This window comes from Nostoc sp. TCL240-02 (assembly GCF_013343235.1).
Classification (GTDB): Bacteria; Cyanobacteriota; Cyanobacteriia; order Cyanobacteriales; family Nostocaceae; genus Nostoc.
Genome location: NZ_CP040094.1, coordinates 1,695,221 through 1,718,561, shown reverse-complemented (window position 1 = coordinate 1,718,561; position 23,341 = coordinate 1,695,221). Strand labels below are relative to the sequence as shown.

The 23,341-nt window shown below is 40.5% G+C and carries 20 protein-coding genes and 1 tRNA gene; 14 read left to right on the top strand and 7 right to left on the bottom strand.

The window, feature by feature from the left end:
* Positions 1–9: 9 nt before the first annotated feature.
* Positions 10–201 carry a hypothetical protein gene (locus tag FBB35_RS07480; RefSeq protein WP_174709137.1) on the bottom strand — a complete coding sequence of 64 codons (192 nt, stop codon included), beginning with the start codon at positions 199–201 and terminating at the stop codon, positions 10–12.
* A gap of 49 nt (positions 202–250) precedes the next feature.
* Here FBB35_RS07480 and FBB35_RS07475 point away from each other — a divergent pair, with 49 nt between their 5' ends.
* Positions 251–823, top strand: coding sequence for a Uma2 family endonuclease (locus tag FBB35_RS07475; RefSeq protein WP_174709136.1), 573 nt, complete (start codon positions 251–253; stop codon positions 821–823).
* A gap of 12 nt (positions 824–835) precedes the next feature.
* Positions 836–2,023 (top strand): MFS transporter, encoded by a 1,188-nt coding sequence (locus tag FBB35_RS07470; protein WP_174709135.1) that lies wholly within the window; start codon positions 836–838, stop codon positions 2,021–2,023.
* Positions 2,024–3,255: 1,232 nt separating this feature from the next.
* Here FBB35_RS07470 and FBB35_RS35395 read toward each other — a convergent pair.
* On the bottom strand, positions 3,256–3,378 hold the full coding sequence (locus FBB35_RS35395) for a hypothetical protein (RefSeq protein WP_302480953.1): 123 nt from the start codon (positions 3,376–3,378) through the stop codon (positions 3,256–3,258).
* A 162-nt stretch (positions 3,379–3,540) separates the two neighbouring features.
* On the opposite strand from FBB35_RS35395, the gene FBB35_RS07465 reads away from it, so the two are divergent.
* Complete coding sequence (locus FBB35_RS07465; RefSeq protein WP_174709134.1) at positions 3,541–5,490, top strand: long-chain fatty acid--CoA ligase; 1,950 nt, start codon at positions 3,541–3,543, stop codon at positions 5,488–5,490.
* A 42-nt stretch (positions 5,491–5,532) separates the two neighbouring features.
* Positions 5,533–5,982 (top strand): YlqD family protein, encoded by a 450-nt coding sequence (locus FBB35_RS07460; protein ID WP_012412623.1) that lies wholly within the window; start codon positions 5,533–5,535, stop codon positions 5,980–5,982.
* Positions 5,983–6,068: 86 nt separating this feature from the next.
* On the opposite strand, the gene FBB35_RS07455 is transcribed toward FBB35_RS07460, so the two are convergent.
* A complete protein-coding gene (locus tag FBB35_RS07455) occupies positions 6,069–6,593 on the bottom strand; it encodes a hypothetical protein (RefSeq protein ID WP_174709133.1) in 525 nt (174 codons plus the stop codon).
* A gap of 457 nt (positions 6,594–7,050) precedes the next feature.
* Between FBB35_RS07455 and FBB35_RS07450 the strand changes: the two genes are divergently transcribed.
* The gene (locus tag FBB35_RS07450) at positions 7,051–8,352 is read left to right on the top strand and encodes a dihydrolipoamide acetyltransferase family protein (protein ID WP_174709132.1); all 1,302 of its coding nucleotides are present in this window, start codon (positions 7,051–7,053) and stop codon (positions 8,350–8,352) included.
* Between the two features lie 136 nt (positions 8,353–8,488).
* A complete protein-coding gene (locus FBB35_RS07445) occupies positions 8,489–9,613 on the top strand; it encodes a GUN4 domain-containing protein (RefSeq protein WP_254625977.1) in 1,125 nt (374 codons plus the stop codon).
* Positions 9,614–9,957: 344 nt separating this feature from the next.
* On the opposite strand, the gene FBB35_RS07440 is transcribed toward FBB35_RS07445, so the two are convergent.
* Positions 9,958–11,139, bottom strand: coding sequence for an RtcB family protein (locus FBB35_RS07440; RefSeq protein ID WP_174709130.1), 1,182 nt, complete (start codon positions 11,137–11,139; stop codon positions 9,958–9,960).
* Positions 11,140–11,515: 376 nt separating this feature from the next.
* On the opposite strand from FBB35_RS07440, the gene FBB35_RS07435 reads away from it, so the two are divergent.
* From FBB35_RS07435 to FBB35_RS07410, 6 genes are all read left to right on the top strand, one after another.
* Positions 11,516–12,403, top strand: coding sequence for a class I SAM-dependent methyltransferase (locus tag FBB35_RS07435; RefSeq protein ID WP_174709129.1), 888 nt, complete (start codon positions 11,516–11,518; stop codon positions 12,401–12,403).
* Positions 12,400–13,128, top strand: a complete 729-nt coding sequence (locus FBB35_RS07430; RefSeq protein WP_174709128.1) for an HAD family phosphatase — start codon at positions 12,400–12,402, stop codon at positions 13,126–13,128. Before FBB35_RS07435 ends, FBB35_RS07430 begins: the two co-directional genes overlap by 4 nt.
* 65 nt (positions 13,129–13,193) lie before the next feature.
* Positions 13,194–13,266, top strand: a tRNA-Ala gene (locus tag FBB35_RS07425).
* A gap of 162 nt (positions 13,267–13,428) precedes the next feature.
* Positions 13,429–14,076, top strand: a complete 648-nt coding sequence (locus FBB35_RS07420; protein ID WP_174709127.1) for a Uma2 family endonuclease — start codon at positions 13,429–13,431, stop codon at positions 14,074–14,076.
* Positions 14,077–14,432: 356 nt separating this feature from the next.
* A complete protein-coding gene (locus FBB35_RS07415; RefSeq protein ID WP_174709126.1) occupies positions 14,433–15,971 on the top strand; it encodes an NAD(P)/FAD-dependent oxidoreductase in 1,539 nt (512 codons plus the stop codon).
* 49 nt (positions 15,972–16,020) lie between these two features.
* Positions 16,021–17,352, top strand: coding sequence for an FAD-dependent oxidoreductase (locus FBB35_RS07410; protein WP_174709125.1), 1,332 nt, complete (start codon positions 16,021–16,023; stop codon positions 17,350–17,352).
* 170 nt (positions 17,353–17,522) lie between these two features.
* Here the strand turns inward: FBB35_RS07410 and metX are convergent, their stop codons facing one another.
* The 3 genes from metX to FBB35_RS07395 all read right to left on the bottom strand — a co-directional run bounded on the left by metX (position 17,523) and on the right by FBB35_RS07395 (position 21,073).
* Positions 17,523–18,599, bottom strand: coding sequence for a homoserine O-acetyltransferase (gene metX, locus FBB35_RS07405; protein WP_174709124.1), 1,077 nt, complete (start codon positions 18,597–18,599; stop codon positions 17,523–17,525).
* Between the two features lie 132 nt (positions 18,600–18,731).
* Positions 18,732–20,036 (bottom strand): O-acetylhomoserine aminocarboxypropyltransferase/cysteine synthase family protein, encoded by a 1,305-nt coding sequence (locus FBB35_RS07400; RefSeq protein WP_174709123.1) that lies wholly within the window; start codon positions 20,034–20,036, stop codon positions 18,732–18,734.
* A gap of 179 nt (positions 20,037–20,215) precedes the next feature.
* Positions 20,216–21,073, bottom strand: coding sequence for an SGNH/GDSL hydrolase family protein (locus FBB35_RS07395; RefSeq protein WP_174709122.1), 858 nt, complete (start codon positions 21,071–21,073; stop codon positions 20,216–20,218).
* Positions 21,074–21,696: 623 nt separating this feature from the next.
* Here FBB35_RS07395 and FBB35_RS07390 point away from each other — a divergent pair.
* Positions 21,697–22,089, top strand: a complete 393-nt coding sequence (locus FBB35_RS07390) for a hypothetical protein (protein WP_174709121.1) — start codon at positions 21,697–21,699, stop codon at positions 22,087–22,089.
* 248 nt (positions 22,090–22,337) lie between these two features.
* Positions 22,338–23,285 carry a tetratricopeptide repeat protein gene (locus FBB35_RS07385; RefSeq protein WP_174709120.1) on the top strand — a complete coding sequence of 316 codons (948 nt, stop codon included), beginning with the start codon at positions 22,338–22,340 and terminating at the stop codon, positions 23,283–23,285.
* Positions 23,286–23,341 lie beyond the last annotated feature (56 nt).

Sequence of the window (23,341 nt, the reverse complement as noted above, 5' to 3'; positions counted from 1 at the left end):
CATTCCCCACTATTGCTGCACAAATATTTGATGTTCTGGCGAATTTAATCCCAACTGCAACACAGACAATACTTGCTGCATATTGCCAGCAAGTAAATTTGAAATTGACAACCATAAACCAGGAAATACTTGACTCTTGATAATTTCATCTGCGTCCACTTCTAAGGATACATATTCTCCTTGTTGAACGTGAATTTTCAAACATCCTCTTATGATTAAAATACAAGAGCAAGATTAAAGGAGTTAGCCGATGAGCCAGATGCTAACGGCAGGAGTACACTGGACAATTCACGACGTGGAACTTTTACCAGAAAATGAGGGTACGCGCTACGAGATAGTTGATGGAGAATTATTTGTGATTAGAGCGCCTCACTTTAAACATCAGCAAACTTGTGGCAAGATTTTTCGACAACTTGATGTTTGGTCAGAGTCTACTGGTTTAGGAGAAGCTTCGATAAACCCCGGCGTTTTGTTTTCAGAATCAGATAATGTGATTCCTGATGTAGTTTGGGCTACAAAGGAAACCTTGGCGGTAATGTTGGATGAAGGAGGACATTTAACTGGCGCACCAGATTTAGTAGTCGAAGTTTTGTCTGCTAGCAAGGAAGACCTAAGAAGAGATAAGGAAGCTAAACTTAAACTTTATTCTTCCAGAGGAGTAAAAGAATATTGGATTGCTGATTGGCGTTCGCCTAAACTAGAGGTCTATCGACGCGAACAAAACCAACTTAAATTGGTAGAAACCTTGTTTAATAGTGATATTATAATTTCTCCTTTATTACCTGGTTTTAGCTGTACTGTAAACCAGTTTTTTCCTGTATAAATTTTAGGTTAAATGGAAAAACCAATACCAACTAACGCATTAACTAAAGTCCAGGTACTGATTATGGCGATCGCATCTGGTGTTTGTGTTGCCAACATTTATTATAATCAGCCAATCCTCAAAGATATTGCATCTTCTTTTCGAGTCGGTGAAGGCGAAGTGGGTAGCATATCTGTGCTTTCGCAAGTTGGTTACGGTTTTGGGCTTTTCTTTCTAATCCCATTGGGCGATAAAATAAACAAGAAAAAGTTAATTCTTTCCTTATTGATATGTTTGTTTTGTTTGTTGATACTCATGACGTTTTCACAAAACATCATCGAAGTTTGGATATTGAGTGTAGCGATTGGGATTGCGACAGTATCGGCTCAGGTTATTCTTCCCTTAGCAGCAAGTATAGATAGAGTAACTACAGGCAAAACTGTAGGCTACATTTTTACTGGTATATTAATTGGAGTTTTAGGAGCAAGGGTTTTTAGTGGATATATTGCTGAATGGTTGAATTGGCGTTATGTATATGGATTTTCGGCAGTAATGGTTTTAATGGTTACTGTCTTACTAAATATATATTTACCTAATGTCAAAAACGAATTTAACGGTTATTACTTGGAATTATTAAACTCAACAATTCAACAATTCAAACGCTTTTCTTTATTAAGAGAAGCGTCTTTAATTGGTGGGTTATTATTTGGTGTATTTTGCTCATTTTGGACAACGCTGACTTTCCATTTAAGCGGAGCGCCTTTCAATTTTCAATCTGACACAATTGGAATGTATGGCTTTGTGGCGATCGCAGGTGCATTGATGGCACCAGTTTTTGGTAAATTAGCCGATCGAGGTAACTCGCAACGTTCCTTGACTATTGCTATATCGCTTGTCATTGCAAGTTTAGTAATTGCTAAAATTGCTTCTACTTCAGCGATCGCGATCGCTGTTGCTGTATTGTTGCTAGATGTAGGTGTACAGGCAATTCAAGTCACCAATGTAGCGAGGATATATACTCTTGATGCTCAATCGAATAGCCGCATCAACACAGTTTACATTACTAGCTATTTTATTGGTGGTGCTGTAGGTACTAGCATTGGTCTATTATGCTGGAATCTTGGTGGCTGGAATTTGGTAACTTGGCAAATGTTAGTTTTTACTATACTTGGATTCTTTATTATAGTTAGACCTAAAAAAAACTACAGCAAAAACAAATAAAGAATAACAAACAATCCGCGCCAATAAAGTAAAATTAAGCTGCTATAAACCTTTTTAATAGTAAAAATATAATCTATTTTTGGGAAATATGCACATTCATTTTTTCTAAAATGAGATGTATATAACTTTCATTAAGATATCGCCTTGCACCAATAACTAAATTTTCTCCTCATCAAGGCGATATCTAGAGACAATCAGCTTATACTATGAAAAACTGGGCATCTCAGAGTTAGACGCTTCTGATGTTACAGTGTTTTGCTTTTTCTTAGACACAATCACTAGCAATTTAGGCAGCGCAAGACAAGCAACAGTATTTAGCAGCGTCAATAATATACCATCGGTTAAACTCATGTGCGATCGCCTTTATTTAAAAATTGGTGTTTACTATATTTTTAGTTTGAACCAAAATCAGTAGAATTACTTTAAAACAGGATTTTAATTTCTTCTATCGCATATAAGCTAACTAAATATATTCTGATAATTTCAAGTTGACTAATAAAAATTGTTATATTAGTTATATCTGTACTCTAAGTTCAATTAATAATTATACTGAGTTAAACTCTGGCAAGGAAACACAGGTTTAGTGGGAGCTTAAGAGTTTCAAGTAGTTATTCGCCATGTACTTCAAGCCTTAACGAACTGTTCAGTTAAGGCAAGAAATTCGAGTTATGGGGTTTTTGCGATCTTATAGCAATCCTGAATCATTGCGGAGAAACAATAACCCCAACTTATTTAATAAGTCGGGGTTGTATGAGTTGCAATTATTACAAAAAAGTAAATACCCTACTGAACGACGCGATCGCACTGTGAAAGTATGTACGTACTATTCAATCAGCTTGTGGGGAAATGATAAATACTTACAGCATAAGAGTTTCAGCAATTATAGTAGGATGAGCGTTAGCGTAGCTCGTCGTATATATCGCTGAAATAAGTAGACGAAAAAATCCGATATCAGAAAAAATAAATTTTTCCAATTTGGTAAATAGCCCATCAATTCGGAGAACATTTGGAACAAAAATCAGGGCTGAATTTGCAGTATTGACTACCCGTTAATGAGTAAGCTGTACAATAAGGAAAACTCGTAAGTTCAATTTTGGCTACTTGCAATTTTGAACCATTCCGTGACACTTTATTAGAATTGGTTTTATCAGCTAAAAGCATAGCTACAAGCTTAGGAAATGCTACGCAAAAAGTAATATTGAGCAGTGTCAATAGTATAGCGTCTATCAAATTCATAGGTAATCATCTCCTGTGACAAATAGGCGTAGGCGTAGCCCGTCGTAGACATCGCTGTTTTGAGGTGCAAGCATAATATTATGTGTAGGATTCACTTTCAGTTGATCTATTGCTTGCACTCTATGTAAACTAACTTTAACATAAATTTTTGTAAATATAAACGTGGAATTTCTGGAATTATTCTACACAGAAGGGAATGTGGATAATAAGGATGGTTATTGTAGCGGGATAACAAAATAAACTAGAAAAACAATTAATTTATGATATTTAGGTAAGATGTTATGTCAAAAAACCAAACCGCGTCTTCTTTTTTATCTAACATCAGTGAGCGAGAACGTGAGGGCTTAAAGCGGTTGGTAGATTACACAAATGTGGAATCGCTACCAGAAGTCTGGCCTTTAGCGGCTCAACGATTTGGTGATATTATTGCTCTCCGTAGCCCTCACGGGAAACCAGAAGCTGTGATTACTTATACACAGTTAGCGGAGCAAATGCAATTATTTGCTGCTGGTTTACAGGCGTTGGGAGTGAAAGTAGGCGATCGTATTTCCTTAATTTCTGACAACAGTCCTCGCTGGTTTATTGCCGATCAAGGCATCATGACTGCTGGAGGAGTTGATGCGGTGCGTAGTTCCCAAGCGGAAAAAGAAGAATTGCTGTTTATCATCGCTAATAGCGGCAGTACGGCAATAGTAGTTGAGGATTTAAAGACACTTAAAAAACTACAAGACCGTCTCAACGATTTACCAATTCAGTTTGCAATCTTACTTTCAGATGAAGCACCATCGACAGATGAAACCCTAAAGGTGCTGAATTTTGCACAGTTGATTGAAATTGGGAAAAATCATAATTTTGCACCAGTTAAACAAAATCGTGATGCTTTGGCAACCCTAATTTATACCTCTGGCACTACAGGTAAACCGAAGGGTGTAATGCTGTCTTATAAAAATTTGATGCACCAAATAACAACCTTTGGCACAGTATTGCAACCAAATGCAGGTGACATTGTTCTCAGTATCTTACCTTCGTGGCATAGCTACGAGCGGACTGTTGAATATTACTTACTATCTCAAGGTTGTACGCAAGTTTATACTAACTTGCGCTCTGTGAAAGGAGATTTGAGACAATTTAAACCTAACTATATGGTGGGTGTACCCCGCCTCTGGGAATCGATTTACGAAGGAGTGCAAAAGCAGTTCCGCGAACAACCAGCGAATAAACAACGTCTAGTTAACTTTTTATTAGGCATTAGCGACAAATATATCAAAGCGCGGCGAGTTGCTCAGGGATTAGATTTAAATAATCTTCATGCCTCAGCCATCGAGCGATTAACAGCTAAAATCCAAGCATGGGCTTTATTACCCCTCCACGCCTTGGGAGAACGACTAGTTTATGTCAAAGTGCGAGAAGCCACAGGAGGACAAGTCAAGCAGATGATTAGCGGCGGTGGTGCGCTTCCCAGACATATCGATAACTTCTTTGAAATTATTGGTGTGCAGATTTTGCAAGGCTATGGCTTAACCGAAACTTCTCCTGTAACCCATGTGCGCCGTCCTTGGCGAAATTTGATTGGTGCATCAGGGCTACCACTTCCGGCTACAGAAGCTAAAATTGTAGATCCTGAGACAAAAACACCTTTGCCAATAGAGAAGCGAGGCTTAGTATTGTTGAGGGGCCCGCAGATTATGAAAGGCTATTACCAAAATCCCGAAGCGACAGCGAAAGCAATTGATGCGGAAGGTTGGTTTGATAGCGGCGATTTGGGTTGGCTGACACCACAAGATGACTTGGTGCTGACTGGCAGAGCAAAGGATACGATTGTATTGACTAATGGGGAAAACATCGAGCCACAGCCGATTGAAGATGCTTGTTTGCGATCGCCCTACATCGATCAAATTATGCTCGTCGGTCAAGATCAACGCAGCCTGGGAGCCTTAATTGTCCCCAATGTCGAAGCCTTAGAAAAATGGGTGCAGAACGATCCGGCGACTTCTTCACCTAGTCAACAAATTGACTGGGAGAGTAGAATGATCCAGGATTTATTTCGGCAAGAATTGAATCGAGAAGTGCAAAATCGTCCAGGCTATCGACCGGATGACCGCATTGGGACATTCAAACTCATTCTAGAACCGTTTTCCATCGAAAATGGTTTGATGACACAAACACTAAAAGTTCGCCGACATATCGTCACGGAACGTTATCGCGATATTATTGACGGCATGTTTGCCTGATAATTCCACCTCCCAACTGTAAAGAGTGAACGTGAAATATTTATGGATGTCTCCAAATCTAATTTGCTTCTGAAACGTGTCGTTAACGTCAAAGTTATTGTGACTCCTCTGTGGAAAGAGGAAGTACAACAGCAGCTGCAAACCCAGATCAATCAACTCGATCAGCAACTGCAACAGCTAGACGTTGAAGGACAAAGAGCGATCGCAGCAATTCAAAAGCAGAGTCTGCAACCACCCGGCCCCCAGACCCTCCAACAAATTGACAATATTCAACTCCAAGTCAATCAAAAGAAAAGTGAATTTCTAGAGCAAAAAAATCAGTTGCTGCAAAATCTCCAGCAAGTGCAGTTTCTCCAGCAAGATCAAGAAGTCAACCAATTCCAAATGGAAGGCTTTTTCCGGGTAGAGATAGGAGATAACCTGATTAGCAAAATGCAAGTTGAAATAGTTCTGCGCGACGGCGTTGTAGAAGAAATTCGCGGTGACATTTAAATTTGTCATTTGTTATTTGTTATTTGTCCTTTGTCATTTGTTTTGTGAGCAATACTTCGACTACGCTCAGTACAAGTGACCAATGACTAATGACAAATGTGATTTAACTTAGTGCGGGAGAGGCTCCCAGCCGAACATTCTACCTGGGAGCCAGCCCAAACAATTTGCCAGACTGGAGGAGAGCTAATAAATAGCGATCGCCCGAAGGCTGACATCTCAACTCGATATTTAACTGCACTAACTGCATCATCACCCCGCTTGAATTGGGTAATCGTCACTAAAGCCTGATTTCGTTGTGGATAAGCTACCTCTACCTTTCGCGTTCCTCCCACTGCTGCTATGTTGTCAAAGGCATTCAGAGCGAGGGTAGCAGGATCGCTACCTTGGAGAGATGAGTTGATATTTCCTAAAGGTATAGTTTTATAGTTAGAGCGGTCTGGGTATGCCACAACCTCTTGAGATTGATGTATTGCTCTCACCTGTTGGGTTTGACCATAACTAGTCTCAACAATCGGTGTAGATTGCTGGCGCTGGGTAATATATACTCCAGCGCCAGCAGTGGCAAAGATACCCAATATCACAATCAAAAAGAATTTTAGCTTTGCCGACATAAAAGTAAACAGGAATTTCAAATAGGTTTATTACCAATTTTGAATTCTAGATTGAACTGCATTCAATATCCTCTACCTGTGAGAAGCTCTTGTATCTTAAAGCATTCGGTATGAGGAATATAAATAGTAGTCGCATTTAATCTATGAGAAACTCGTGATGGTTTTTGCAAGTCAACGATTTAAACGAGATCGAGATATTGGCTAACCTTGGAGATAGCCCTGTATTATAGACCTCCAATTCATATTTAGGTTCCTGGGGTATAAGAGACGCGAAAAATCTTTGTCTGTACAAAAGGTGGGAGTAGTCTTCCCATTCCCAATTCCCAATGCCCAATGCCCAATGCCCAATTCTCAATCTAAAATATAAAATCTCCAGTCCAAAACTCTCCCGCCAAGATACAATTCGATCTGATGAAAGCTGTTAAAGTCCATAAACCATTGATTTCCAAACCACCCTATGAGCATTCATGAAGTATTTATGCCGGCGCTGAGTTCCACCATGACGGAAGGTAAAATCGTCTCCTGGGTGAAATCGCCAGGGGACAAAGTGGAAAAAGGCGAAACAGTGGTGGTTGTAGAGTCAGATAAGGCAGATATGGATGTAGAAACCTTTTATGAAGGCTTTCTTGCCCATATCATAGTTGAAGCTGGTGAAACTGCCCCGGTAGGATCTGCGATCGCCTTCATAGCTGAAACTGAAGCTGAAATTGAACAGGCGAAATCTCTTGCAAATTCCTCTGGCGTGGCTGCTACTACTACCTCTTCTCCTGAGCCAATCCCCGCCACAGCCTCAGTTGCAACACCTGCCTTAGCGTCTCAAAACGGCTCTAATCACAAAGAAGGCAGACTTGTAGTTTCACCCCGTGCCCGCAAGTTAGCCAAAGAACTCAAAGTTGATTTAACTACACTCCAAGGCAGTGGTCCCCACGGTCGCATTGTCGCTGAAGATGTAGAAGCATTGTCCAATAAGGGCAAACAACCCGCCACTGCTCCAGTTGCCCCACCAGCAGCTGTACCAACCAGCGCCCCAGTTGCATCCCCAGCACCTCGCACACCAGCACCCGCGCCAGTGGTAGCTGCTGTTCCTGGTCAAACTGTACCTCTAACTACCTTCCAAAATGCCGTAGTGCGGAACATGGTAGCCACCATATCCGTGCCCGTCTTCCGTGTCGGTTATACAATTACCACTGACGGATTAGACAAACTTTATAAACAAATTAAATCCAAAGGCGTGACAATGACAGCGCTACTGGCGAAAGCTGTAGCAGTGACATTGCAAAAACACCCATTGTTAAATGCTAGCTATTCAGACCAGGGTATTGTTTATCATTCTGATATCAACATTTCCGTAGCCGTAGCGATGGATGATGGCGGATTAATTACACCTGTGTTGCAAAATGCAGATGCAGTGGATATTTATTCTCTATCGCGTACTTGGAAGTCTTTGGTAGAACGTGCGAGGGCAAAACAACTACAGCCCCAAGAATATAACAGTGGAACTTTTACGCTGTCTAATTTGGGGATGTTTGGCGTAGACAAATTTGATGCGATTTTGCCGCTTGGACAAGGTTCAATTTTAGCGATCGGGGCATCCCGTCCGCAAGTAGTAGCAACACCCGACGGTTTATTCGGCGTGCGGCAACAAATGCAGGTGAATATTACTTCTGACCACCGCATTATTTACGGTGCCCATGCTGCGGCGTTCTTGCAAGATTTAGCAAAATTGATTGAGACAAATCCTCAATCTTTGACACTGTAGTTTTGAAAAAACACCCAATTTAAATGTTAGCGCTATGAGCGAACAGCAGTTTGTCGTAGAGTAGCGCTAACAATAAATAATACCTAAACTTAAATTTTTTAGTTTATTAAAAACTCTATTTTTATTAGTGTTTAATATGCTATTTTATGAGCAACGGCGTAGATTAGAACAAGAAAAAAATTCTTTTGAACAATCTTATGAACTCCAAAGTGAAAAAATAGCAAGACTGCGAAACGCTTTGGTTATTGAAACTGATACATTACGTAAGTTTCAGTATGAACACCAGATTAAAAATGCGGAGACTGAGCTTAAGAGACTTAATGACAGGCTAGATGAAATTGAAAAGCAGTTACAATCTGCCCAGTCTATACCTGTAATTTATGAGCCTAAAAACATACCTAACATTGCTCTTAACACACTAGAGATAGAATATCGTAAAGTAGTTAAGCTATATGTTGATTATAAACAAGCAAAAATTTTTGATAAAGAATCTGAAGAAATATTAGAAACTAAGAGACATACTTTTGGCATATCTTTTGAAAAATCACAGGAGATCATTGGGAGTATATTAAAGCCTCTCAAGAACCGACAACGTTATATAGAAAAGTATACAGAAAAGTGTCAATCTAATTTTCCTATTGATAAAGAAACTTTAGAGCGGTTAAAGGAATGGCAGCATGATGTACTGGGTTTAGAAGATAGCTTTGTACGTGAAGTTGAGATAGAAATTGATGAATTCTTTTTTCAACAACCTGACCCTCTTAAATCATCACGAGGAATAGATTACACTGAATTACAAAATTTTCTAAAAGCTAATAAGTGGCAAAAAGCAAACGAAGAAACAACACGTTTATTGCTTAAAGCTTCAGGAAGAGAAATTTTAGGTCCGTTGGATAGCCCATCAAGTATTGGAACTCTTGGTGATAGAGATATTGAACTAATTCCTTGTCAAGATTTATATACTATTGATAATCTTTGGATGAAATACAGTCGAAAAAAATTCGGTTTCAGTATTCACTTAAACATATATAAAGAGGTACGCGATTGGCATGAATTTGTAAAACGTGTTCGATGGTTTTCTAAGGAATCTATTGAATTTTCTCTAAAATCTCCTCTAGGTCATCTTCCAACACCACCTCCTCACTGTTGCATTGGTGATATTTATCACAATGTTGCGACTATTATTACAAAGTTAGCGCAATGTAAGGGACATGATTTATCTAAGCTTTACCCAAATTACTATACATATCCGGAAAAGTAAGGCTTTTGGCTACTTGTTCCAAAAAATTAAGTAGTTCAGGAAGTATGATGTAAACAATCATATCACTAATTCTATCTCCACCGAAACTTTACTTTAATAATTGAGTAATTTTAAAAATAGGTGGATCTATTATCTCAATAATAGTAAATTGAAGAGCATTCTGTGCTAATTTATCGGCTAATTTTTACCCAATTCCTTTTCCTTCAGGATTGTTAGTGGAATATCCTAATCCAACCATATAATTTTATTGAAAATTTAACTTTTCGCTTGTATCAGATACAATCTGTTGAGGTTACAATTGCATTTAAAAAATAAAAAAGGTGGGCATTACCCACCCGACAAACTTATCCCTTCACACAAAGAACTTGCTTGAGAGTAGCTACAACCTCAACCAAATCTGCTTGATTTTCCATAACTTGCTCTATCGGCTTATAAGCACCAGGAATTTCATCTAACACACCCTCATCTTTGCGGCATTCTACACCATTTGTTTGCTCAATCAAATCATCAAGTGTGTAGACATTTTTTGCCTTATTTCTAGACATCAAACGCCCCGCGCCGTGAGAACAAGAACAGAAACTATGAGCATTACCTTTACCCTTAACGATGAAAGACTTTGCTCCCATCGAACCAGGAATAATCCCATAATCTTCAGTCTGGGCACGAACTGCACCCTTACGAGTAACATATACATCCTCGTCAAAATGCACTTCTTTTTCGGCGTAATTGTGATGACAATTAACTTGCAATAAAGGTTTAGTTGCTTTCCCACCTACCAGATGTTTTTCAACTATGTGCTTAAAACGCGCCATCATCACATCGCGGTTGACACGCGCATAGTTTTGTGACCATTGCAAATCATGCCAATATGCCTGGAATTCTGGCGTACCAGCGACAAAGTGAGCCAAATCAGGGTCAGGTAATTTATTACCTGCCATTTTTGCTAATTCTCTGGCTGTGTGAATATGGCACTGGGCGAGTTTATTGCCGATGTTACGCGAACCAGAATGCAGCATTAGCCAAACTTGATTCTCTGTATCCAGGCACACTTCAATAAAGTGATTTCCTCCACCGAGAGAACCCATCTGTTTCATTGCTTTACCTTGTAGGTCTTGCACACCGCGATGTAAGTCTTTAAAATCATCCCAGTGTTGCCAGTTACTGACGGATTTTTCAACGTCTTTATTTTCGTTGAATCCAGTCGGAATTACTGCTTCAATATCCAAGCGAATTTTCTTCAGTTTTCCTTCTAGTTGTTCGGCGGTAAATGATGTTTTGATCGCGCTCATACCGCAACCAATATCCACACCAACAGCAGCAGGGATAATTGCCTCTTTGGTTGCAATTACAGAACCAACTAAAGCACCTTTGCCTAAGTGGACATCTGGCATTAAGGCCACGTGCTTAAACACAAATGGTAGTGATGCCACATTTTTTGCCATTTTAGTTTCTTCTGGGCCCAAAGAGTGATTTGCCCAAGATAAAACGGGTGCTTGTGTTGTAATTTCTAACTTTTCGTAAGGCATAATTTATTCTATTTTTGATTTTAAATTTTAGATTTGGGATTATGTCTATGCCACTGATAATTTATCTAGTAATTTTTAGGGTTTGTAGTAAACACTAAATTCTATTACTACTAACTTGCTTACCCATAAATTTAAACTTGACACACTACTTAGTTGTAGCAATTTAAATGTTTATTGTCTTTCATTTAACTCGTTCGGTCTTCGTGAAGCTAAAGAACTACTTTTAGAGAGTAGCACATTTATACTACAAATGTAACTCATGTAATTACAAACGTCAAGTCCATACCAGAGAGAGAAAACAGATGTTTCCTAGATATATTAAAATTTGTAAAGAAAATTACTCTGTTTAAATAAACTCTTAAAGTCCTGACACAATATGGCAGTGCGTCAAGATACGATCTGGGAACGTTTTTTATCTCCTGTAGTGCGTCTTTTAATTGATGAAGACGGGTTACGGCGTTACGCTGATAGTATTGACTGGGAGAAAGAATGCGATCGCTTCCGGCGAGATGATGTCATAATTCCCTCGTACTACAGCAGTCAAAATTTTCACGGGATTAAAGGCGGCTATCTCACTTACAATGCAGCAGTTACTTACGATCCGATTACCCAATATGTTGTGCCACCGAATGAAACTATTGTCCGTCAGGCTTTAGTTGATGCCGTCAAGGTAAAACCACGACGCATACTTGACCTAGGTTGTGGCACAGGTTCCACTACTCTAATGTTAAAACGGGCTTTTCCCGAAGCGGAAGTTATTGGTTTGGATTTATCACCCTATATGCTGGTAAGGGCAGAAGATAAAGCTAGAAATGCTGGTTTAGAGATAGTCTGGCGACACGGAAATGCGGAAAAAACCAGTTTCAGAGATGCATCATTTGACTTAGTGACAGCTTCTTTGCTATTCCACGAAACTCCAAATGAGGTGTCCCTAGAAATTTTGCAGGAAAGCTTTCGGTTGCTAGTAACTGGAGGGCAAGTCCTAATTCTAGATGGGAATCAGAAGACTCTGCGGCAGCTAGAATGGCTTAATGATGTTTTTGAAGAGCCATATATTCATGAGTATGCTGCTGGTAGTATAGAGGCGAATATGGGTGCGGCCGGATTTGAAGCAGTGCGATCGCAGGATGTATGGTGGATAAATCAGGTAACTGGTGCCGTTAAACCGATCGCAACTGAAAATGTCCGTCGTTATACTCCCACATCAGTAGATAATAATGATTTGGAGGGACTTGGATCTCCCGCATTTGGCATAATCGCATGAGTTTAAAGGCAGTTCTCTTTGATTTCAATGGTGTCATCATTAACGATGAGCCAATCCACCTACAACTGATCGATGAGATTCTCATTGAAGAAAATCTCCAACCCCAAAAGGTGAGTGAGCGTCAAGCTTCTCTTGGACGCAGCGATCGCGCTTGTTTTCAGCAACTACTCGCTAATCGTGGTAGAGTCGCTAACGAAAACTACTTAACTCAGTTGTTGTACCGCAAAGCCCAAGCTTATACGGTGGAGTTAGAGAAAATAGAGAAACTGCCTTTATATCCAGGTGTAGAAGACTTAATATATCAGGTGCGATCGCGGAATTTGAAATTAGGATTAGTCAGTGGCGCTATTCGCCAAGAAATAGAATTGGTACTCCATCGCGCCAAACTAGCCCAACATTTTAAAATTATTGTTGCTGGTGATGATATAACCACCAGTAAACCAGAACCCGATGGTTATTTACTGGCAGTAAAATGCCTAAATAAAGAATATCCTGAATTGAATCTTCAACCACACGAGTGTCTGGCCATTGAAGATACCCCAGCAGGGATTGCAGCAGCGAAGCGATCGCAAATGCAAGTTGTTGGTGTAGCCAATACTTACCCATTTCACATGCTTCAGCGCTGCTGTAACTGGACTGTTGATTATCTCAGTGAGTTGGAACTCGAACGGGTGCAGAAGGTTTATTCCCAAAAAGAGCCTCAGCCATCGGCAACTGAATGTTAGAATACTATATGGTGATAGTGTATTGAGTTAATGAGTAGTATTACTCTTGACTTAGTAACGATTAAGGGGAATTAGCTCAGTTGGTAGAGTGCTGCGATCGCACCGCAGAGGCCATCGGTTCGAATCCGTTATTCTCCATTTGTACGTTCGCAAATTATATGTCGCAATTCGCTAATTAAAGTCAGATAAAAATGATAAAGGTGCGTGGGGGAAGAGGGGAGCGTTGGTCGCCTTTTCCCTAACCCCTTTATTTAATTATTTTGTTCTGCCTGAGTTTGAATAAAGAGGAGAAAGTTTGGTATGTTACTTGAACTCAATCAACTAATTGTTAAAGCCGGTCATCAGTTGTTGATTAAAGATATCTCCTGGTCGGTATACAAACGTATTTTGGCAGAATTGGGGGACAATCGCAGTTCTAGGATAGGTTACAGTCAAGGAATGCTGGAAATAATGGCTCCATTACCAGAGCATGAAGTAGCTAAAGTTATTATTGGAGACTTGATAAAAGTTTTATTAGAAGAACTCGATCTGGAATTTTGGAGTTTGGGATCTACGACTTTTGATAAACAAAGTATGGATGCTGGAGTAGAACCTGATGATTGTTTCTACATCCAAAATGAAGCTAGAATTAGGGGCAAAGATAGAATCAATTTAGAAACTGACCCACCTCCAGATTTGGCTATGGAGATTGATATTACCTCCCGCACTCGTTTCAATAATTATCAAGCGTTGAGAGTACCAGAACTGTGGCGATGGAATGGAAGCAAGTTGGAAATAAACGTGCTGCTCGATGGTAAATATGTAGAATCAAATACCAGTTATATTTTCCCCAATCTTCCAATTCAGCAAGTGATTCCCGAATATTTGATCCTGAGTAAGACCAATGGAAGGAATGCGACAATGAAAGCATTTCGTGTATGGGCAAGACAGCAAATAGGAACGATTTAGTTATAATCTAATTGGTATTCCATTGATTCCACTCCTGACGTTGATGTTGAGTCTGTTGGGTTTAGGAGCGCTCCTTACCTGGAAATTTGGTAAGGTATAACCGCCGATGTTGGGGTAACTGAATTGACGTTCCCCATCCTGTAGAGGGATGAGAGATTACGGTAATTTAAGATAAAGTCGTCGAAATAGTGTAAATGGAAGCAAGATCGATATCAACCTGCTTCACTCAATCCGTAATGACGAATATATAGTTTGCCAAAACACTTAGATTACCATCAAACCATTGTGATAGAGCGGGTTGAAGCATAGAAAAAATTGTTATTGAAAAAGACGTTTATTGTTTGAGGAAACCTCCTATGAAATCGGATTACCTAATTGTAGGCAGTGGTTTATCAGCATTGGTCTTTGGTGCTTTGATGGCAAACTCTGGCAAGACCGTGCAAATCCTCGAAGCTCATGAGCATCCGGGTGGCTTTGGTCACACGTTTACGATGGCTAAAAAATACACGTTTAATGCCCAATTCCATTATGTTTGGGATTGTGGTGAAGGACAAACGGTTAATTGGGTACTCAAGAAATTAGGCTTGGATCGGGAAGTAACTTTTGAACGGTACGACCCCGATGGTTTTGACCACATGCGAATGCCGGGGTATGCGTTAGATATTCCTTCGGAACCAGAGGAACTGATCCAGCGATTATCAGCGCTGTTTCCTGCATATAGCGATCGCATTCGCCAATTTGTTAACGATGTTGAAAAAACGAGCGCAGGTTTGAAAAGACTTGCTCCTCCAGTTAAGCCAATTGAACTGCTCAAACATACAAGTGAAGTGTTTTGTACTGTCCAATATCTTAACAGTACACTTCAGGATGTATTCGACAAGTTTCAGCTACCACAAGCCGCCCAAACCCTATTAGCTCTGCAATGGCCTGATTTTTTGCTGCCTCCAAATCAACTCTCGTTTTATGCCTGGGTCGCTTTATTCAAGGGCTATCAAGCAGGTGCATTTTACCCAACCCAGCATTTTGAGCATGTTATCAATTCGTTAGTCAAAGTGATTGAATCAAATGGAGGGCAGGTATTGCTCAACCATGAAGTCACGAATTTTAGAGTCATAGACAAAACGGTTACGGGCGTTGAGGCGATGGATTTAAACACCCATCAAACTCACGAATTTACAGGTGGCACCGTGATTTGCAACATTGACCCCAAAAAAGCTGCCAAAATGATTGGTGAGTCAAATTTCTCTAAAACTGTGCGCCGAAAACTCAACTATGAGTATTCTGCATCTAACTACATGGCTTATTGCGTCGTCAAAGGCCTTGACCTGCGAGACTATGGATTTGGCAAGTGGAATCTCTTCCATACAGGTCATAAGGATTTGAATGAAGCCTTTGCTCAGATGTATGAACACAATGACTTTTCCAATCCCAGCTTTGCCATAACAACGCCCACTTTATTGACACAAGCAAGTCGGGATTGTCCAGAAGATTGCCAGATTGTCGAATTCCTTACCGTTGCTAATTACGACTACTTTAAGCAATTGCGACAGAGCGAACGTAAAGCTTACAACCAGAAAAAGCAAGAAATCTTGGATTCTATCCTCGATGTCGTGGAAAAAGAATATGTACCGAATTTTAGAAAGCATCTAGTCTTTCAGATCACCGGCAGTCCCACCACCAATGAACGTTATTGCTGGTGTCCTAACGGGAATTCCTACGGTTCTAGTCTCACACCGCGCAACATGGGTTTGGGACGCTTGAATCACGAAACCTCACTCAAGCATTTCTATTTCTGCAATGCTTCATCAGGCTATCCGGGCTTTGCTCCCACATTTTGGACTGGGGCGTTGCTGTATCAACGATTATCTGGCGACGTGCTTTTAGGCAATAGCTAAACAGACAAATCGCACATATTATTCATATTCAAAAACTGAGAGGTCAGTTATGAGAATAGCAGTTATCGGTGGTGGAGCCAGTGGTATGGTTACAGCTTACCTACTTGATAAGCAAGGTCATCATATCACGGTGTTTGAACGGCAGCCCATGTTAGGGGGGCATATTCGGACACTCAACAAGAATGTTTTGCCCAACCAATCCGATTGCAATGAAATGTTGGAAAGTGGAGTGCTAGAATTTCCTACCGTATTCCACAACTTTGTTGCTCTTATGCAAGAGCTAGGAGTGGAACTAGAACCCATCCGTGTCGGTTCAGCTTTATTCCCCAAAGATGACATTCCCTTTTTCTCGAAGGTCACGAATGAGAATAACTATACAGGCATCCAACGCCTCATTGAATATCTGCGGTTCGATACCATCCATACCCATTCCCTTGGATTATGGCTAAAAACGCGATTTACCCAGATGGAAGATTTTTGCGATCAGCCATTGTCTCAATATGTAAACAACAAAAGTATAAGCAATACCTGGCTAAAGTTGCTGACAATGTATAGCTACTCAATGCCCTTTGAACTCATTGATAATTTTCCCGCAGAGATGGGAATTCCGATGTTACGCGACTACCTTGCAGTCAAATGGCTCAGGATTAAAGGCGGTGTATATTCCTATATTGAAAAAATTCTGGAGCGATTTAAAGGAGAAGTTTTGTTGAATATGGAGATTGTTAATATTTCTAGAAGTCCAGATGGTGTGAAAATCAGGCGATCGCAGGGTGAGATCCAGGAGTTTGATAAAGTCGTATTTGCTACGCCACCCGACCAAGTAATGGCTCTGTTAGCTGACCCAACCGGGGCTGAAATTAAACGCTTTTCAGATTGGAAAGCCAATTATGCAACCACTACAATTCATACTGATACTTCTATGTATGATCATCATCACATCCACCACCCCTCGGAATTTGATTTCTTCCAGACAGACACCCAATGGGGATATAACAGTTACTTAAATCAGCTTTGCGGGATCTCATCGCCACAGAATTATTTTTTATCGTTTCAACTAGAAGAATTGATTGCCAAAGATCGAATTATTCACACTCAAAAGCATCACACTCCGTTGTATACCACTGAATCTTTTCGATATCGAGACGAAGTAGTTGCCACCAATGGAGAAAATCATACTTACTATGCGGGAGCTTATCTAGGAGATGGATTGCATGAAGGAGCGATCGCGTCTGCCTTTCGAGTTGCTCAACTCATCGGTTCACCCTTAGCTGTCTCCATTTCTGGGTTCAACGACAGAAACCCAGATACAGTAAATATAGCAGCGGATACGGCAGGCATTGGGAAATATTTAACTCATCCCCGTTCCCATCGATCTTGAGATTTTAGTTATAAACCAATACGCTTGGGTTAAGGGCCATTGGCAAAAATTTTGGGTTTTTGAGACGCGATAAATCGCCGTCTCTACAAGTGTTTTGGTTTTATCTGAACTGTATTGAGATATAAACCCTTACTTTTTACCTAATGTGATATTGACTACTGCGATCGTTCCTACGGTTCAAAAAGAACAAACTCATGGTTCTGTTGAATAATTTCATTTAATGCAGCCATATCAATTAAAAATGCGTCATGTCCGTGGGTTGACTTTAACCACGACAGTTGAGCATTAGGGATTAAATTTGCTAATTCTCGTTGTTCTACTGGTGGATAGAGAATATCAGAATCAATGGCGACAACTAGAGTTGGTTGCTGGATGCTTCCCAGAACAGATTCATAATCTGATAAATTAGGAGCTGTGCGATCGCGTGCAATATCGTGGCCATCCATTGCATGGGTGAGGGTAATATAAGTATTGGCATCAAATCGTTCTGTCAACTTTTGACCTTGATGCTGTAAGTAACTCGCTATAGCAAACTTCTCAGATGGATCATACTGCCGTCCAAAGCGGGTTGTAAAACTATCCCAAGAACGGTAAGTAGACATCGCCATCATTCTCGCCACTGCTAGTCCTTGCTTTGGAGGTGCATCCAGGGTGTAGTTTCCTCCTTGCCAATTTGGATCGGCATAAATTGCCTGTCTTTGGGCTTCACTTAATCCAATACACCAAGCGGAATGTCTGCCAGAAACAGCGATAGGTGCAATACCTTTCACCTTGTCGGGATATAATAATGCCCACTCCAGTGATTGCATTCCACCAAGCGAACCACCAATTACGAACCGCAGAGATTGAACACCCAGATATTCTAGTAGTACAGCTTGTAGGCGAACCATATCTCGGATTGTAATTTTAGGGAAGGATACACCATAAGGCTTTCCCGTTGTTGGGTTGATAGTAGTTGGTCCTGTTGTACCATAACAACTTCCCAAAATGTTGCTGCACACAATAAAATCGCGATCGGGATTGAAGGCTTTCCCTGAACCAAACAAAGGTTCCCACCAATCATCAGCGTCAGCCGAACCAGTTAAGGCATGACAAATTAGTACTCCATTATCGCCTTGAGCATTTAACTCTCCCCAGCTGCGATAAGCAATCTGAACCCCAATTAATACTTCGCCGCTTTCAAGTTGAAATGGCACTGTCAGCTGGTAAAACTGGGTTTGTGGTGAGATGAAATTTGAGTAGATCATATTTGATGGGAGGCAGGGGAGCAGGGGGCAGGGGGCAGAGGGACAAGGGGGACAAGGGGGACAAGGGGGAATTATTGAATAGTCTCTTCCTTGTCTCTTCATCATGCCCAATGCCCAATGCCCAATTAAGAATTAAATCTTAACTTGCCCGAATGCCTGCTGAAAATCCTCTTTAATATCGTCAATATGTTCAATTCCCACTGATACCCGCACTAAATCGGGTGTTACACCTGCTGAAAGCTGTTCTTCATCACTTAGCTGTTGATGAGTTGTGGAAGCGGGATGAATCACGAGGGTTTTAGCATCACCAACATTTGCTAAATGACTTGCCAATTTCACATGATTAATAAAAGCTTTACCTGCATCCAATCCACCTTTGATGCCAAAGTTTAAAACTCCGCCAAAGCCATGCCGGAGATATTTTTTCGCTCGTTCATGATAAGGGTGATTAGGAAGTCCAGGATAATTAACCCATAATACTTGCTCTTGTTGCTCTAACCACCGAGCCAATTCTAAGGCATTGCTGACATGACGATCTACACGTAAAGAAAGAGTCTCTAATCCTTGCAGTAAAAGGAAGGCGTTAAATGGACTCAAAGACGGGCCAAAATCCCGTAACCCCTCGACTCTGGCGCGGATAATAAAAGCAATGTTGCCAAAGGAACCGCTAGGCCCAAACACTTCTTGAAAATTCAGCCCATGATAGCCTGGTGCTGGCTCAGTAAATAGGGGAAACTTACCGTTACCCCAGTCAAATTTACCCGAATCGACTATTACACCACCAATAGAAGTGCCATGTCCACCAATCCATTTAGTTGCAGATTCTACTACAATGTCTGCACCATGTTCAATTGGTCGAGCTAGATATCCACCAGCACCAAAGGTATTATCCACAATTAAAGGTATGCCGTTTTCATGGGCAATTTCAGCTAAAGCGGCAAAGTCGGGAATGTTGAATTGTGGATTGCCAATGGTTTCAACGTATAACGCTTTGGTGCGATCGTCGATCGCCTGACGGAAACTTTCTGGATCATCTCCCAGGGCAAACTTGACGTTAATACCTAAACGTGGTAATGATACTTTAAACTGGTTATATGTTCCTCCATATAAAAAACTGGTGGAAACGATATTATCTCCAGCCTGAGCGATCGTAGTGATTGCCAAGAATTGCGCTGCCTGACCACTAGCTGTTGCTAATGCTGCTACACCCCCTTCTAGTGCAGCAATCCGCTTTTCAAATACATCCGTCGTCGGGTTCATGATTCGGGTGTAAATGTTACCAAATTCCTGGAGAGCAAATAACCGCGCTCCGTGTTCGGTGTCGTCAAAAACGTAGGAAGTAGTTTGGTAAATTGGTACAGCACGGGCATTAGTTCCAGGAGCCGGCTCTTGTCCAGCATGAACTTGCAGGGTTTCAAAACGATATTGTTCAGACATCAGCAGTTATTTTGGTTTCCAATTATATAAATAAGTAATGTGCTATTTGAGCGTTGGGCTAGATTAATCAACGGTAATTTGCGTGGTTTACCGTATTTTACATTTATTTTTGGTAAATTAAATCATAGTATAAGGGCGCACAACTGTGCGCCCCTATCGTTGATTCTTAGCTGATTAAGTTAGGGAACCAACATTGAACGAGGATTAATCATTCCTGCCTCTTGAATCGTTGAAAAAGCAGTTTCCCCGATGATGCGATGAGCCGCAGTTGTCGGATGAATGCCATCCCAGAACAAAAACTGGTTTGGGTTACTATAGGTGCCAGAGCCAGATAGACATGGACTGATGACATTGGTAAAGTTAAAGGCTGCCGGATTTGCGTAGGTGTAGCCCGTCGTAGACATCGCATCTCGATATAGCGCATTGGCATCTAATTGCACAATATCAAGATCAGAATGCTGTTGACTTAGTACCTTTAGCGATCGCCTCAAGCCTTGATTATGTGCTTGTGTTAATGCACTGAGGCTCACAGAATTCGCACTGTTTCTAGTGGCAGGTAACTGTCCTAAATCTGGTAAATTTGCTACCAGAATCTTTTTAGCACCCACATCAGTTAGAGAGTTGATTGCCGTTATTACATTTTTAACAGGAATACTTGCACTGCTTACTCCTTGCAAATAATCATTTGCTCCTGTCCACAGCACATACAAAGCATCTGAATTTGTATATTTATGTGTCTGCGTAAACGACTGCACTTGATTTAGCAAGCTAGGTACATAGCTGTTGCCAACACTGCCAGTAGTCGATCCTCCATAAGCAAAATTATTAGTTTGCTTGGAGGAGAGATGGAGGGATTCGGCAAGATACTCAATCCAAACCCGACCATTTGAATAACGCCCCTGAAAGTAAGTTGGGTTAGGCGGGTACATTCCTCCTGTTGCCCGGAATACCATTCCTGTATCCGAAAGACTATCCCCAAATACGTAGAGTTCAGCGATGGGATGAGTTTTATCCATAAATTTTGCCGCTACAACCATGATAAAAATTAGGAGAGCAAGTCCCGTTCTTAAAAGCCACTTTTTTTTTGCATTAAACTTTTCTGCAAACCCTAAAGACTAAAGTTGTTGATGATTATTGTTGTAAGTAAAGATTGAGCTTGCAATTGAACACTTCTCTAAGTTAACAACCTAGTTTCAGAGCTAGTGAGAATAACCGGATACTTTCAGGTGTGGATTTTGCTAATTGTTTTAATGCAACGCTGTTGTGTTTTACTACAATGCTTAGGCGTAGCCCGTGGTAGACATCGCAACGACAAACCGATTGAACTGCTTATGGTTGCATAAAAGCGATCGCCTGTTTGAAGAGTCGTAGGAAGTTTTCGCGAATCTGGAAGAATAATTGCTGCAATGCTTATGAAACTCAAGATGCAAGTTGAAAAATTGCATAAATGTTCAACTCACCTCAGTTAAGTATTAGAAAATTACAATCGCTCTGTTATGTATGTCGACTTAACGGGATTTTTATCGCTCAATTGCTTCACCCTTTTGGGTGAGTCAGATATCAACCGATCAGATGACCTGAATGAAGGAAGCTGAGATTAATAATAAAGAAGATTCTATTACTAAAGAACAGCGATCGCATTTTACCTAAGAATAACCTTATGAAACTCCTTACTGTAATAAATTCTGCACTTATTTTTGCTTCGATTAGTCTTGTACCTGGAATCGCTGTTGCCCAAACAACTACTAACAATAATAGTGAAACAATTGCTATTAACTCTAACAATTTACCTGTTAACTCTATTACTGTAAATTACCTCCAACCTTTCGATTTAGTTACTTTTGCGTATCAGGGAGGTTTGAAGCAGCACGGGATCCCTAGTGGAGAGATGCTAGTATTTGAAACTCAGAACAGAAATATTATTGCAAACGATTTGGTGAAAGCTGCTATTAATGCAGATAAATTACCATCAAAAGTTTTAAACGACCAAAATTATCTAAGTGCTGTTAATTTACAACTCAACGCATTGCCTGATTATGCTGCTGCTGATTGATTGGTTTTTCTTATATTTTTTCTAAAACTAAATTTGTGAGTATACTATAATCGTGTGCTTCTTACCAATATAAATAAAAGCCTTGTATACACAGCGATCGCTGGTGTATAAAACAAAGTTACATATTGAAGAACAATTCCTAGATTTTGACAGAACTTGTGCATATAAGTTCTGTTATTGTGTGTTGAATGCACAGAAAATTGTATAATCAACAACCTATCAAGCAAAAATTTCGTTTTCTATAGAGAATGACAGAAGTAATTAGAACAGGGAGCCTAAATAACATCGAGTCCATTGAGTTTGAAAAGCGGTGCTTGCACAAAGCCAGAGAAATAGGCGATCGCAATAGTGAAGTCATTTGTTTAGCAAGTTTGGGCAATGCTTATCAGTCCATTGGGGAGTACCACCTGGCAATTGAGTTTTATCAGCAGTGGTTGGATATAGCAAAAGAAATAGGCGATCGCTTCGGAGAAGCCAAATCTTTGTCTGGATTGGGTAACGCTTACCAATCACTGGGGAAATACCAGCGAGCAATCGAATTTTATCACCAGTGGTTGAGTATCACCAGGAAAATAGGCGATCGCACTGGAGAAGCCATTTGTCTAGGAAGCTTGGGCAATACTTATGAATATTTGGGCAAGTACGACCAAGCGATTGAGTTTTATCAGCAGTGGTTGAGTATCACCCAGAAAACAGGCGATCGCACTGGAGAAGCCATTTGTCTAGGAAGTTTGGGCAATACTTATGAATCATTGGGGCAGTACCAACTGGCAATTGAGTTTTACCACGAATGGTTAGAACTGACAAGATTAATTAGCGATCGCAATGGGGAGGGCATGGCCTTAAGTGGATTGGGAAGTGCTTATAAGGCTCTGGGACAGTACCAAAGAGCGGTTGAGTTTCATCAATATTCATTAGAGATTAGAAGGAATCTTGATGACCAAAATGCAGAAGCAAACTCCTGGTTTAATTTGGGTTTAGTGTTAGAAAAAATCAATCGCGAATCAGAAGCAATGAATGCCTTTTGCAATGCTCGCGGAATTTATCACGCAATGGGAATCGATGCAAGCCTGCAAGATTGTAACCATGCAATTGAGCTTCTTTCTCAAAATGTTTCAAACATAGCATCTCGCTTCTGGTTGGGGAGATGGTTAAGTCATTTATCCCAGTTGATCAAAACTGATTCTAACCAGTAAATCCTCTACCACTGATTCAGATAATATAAGGATATTTTAAAAGCTTTTGACAATTT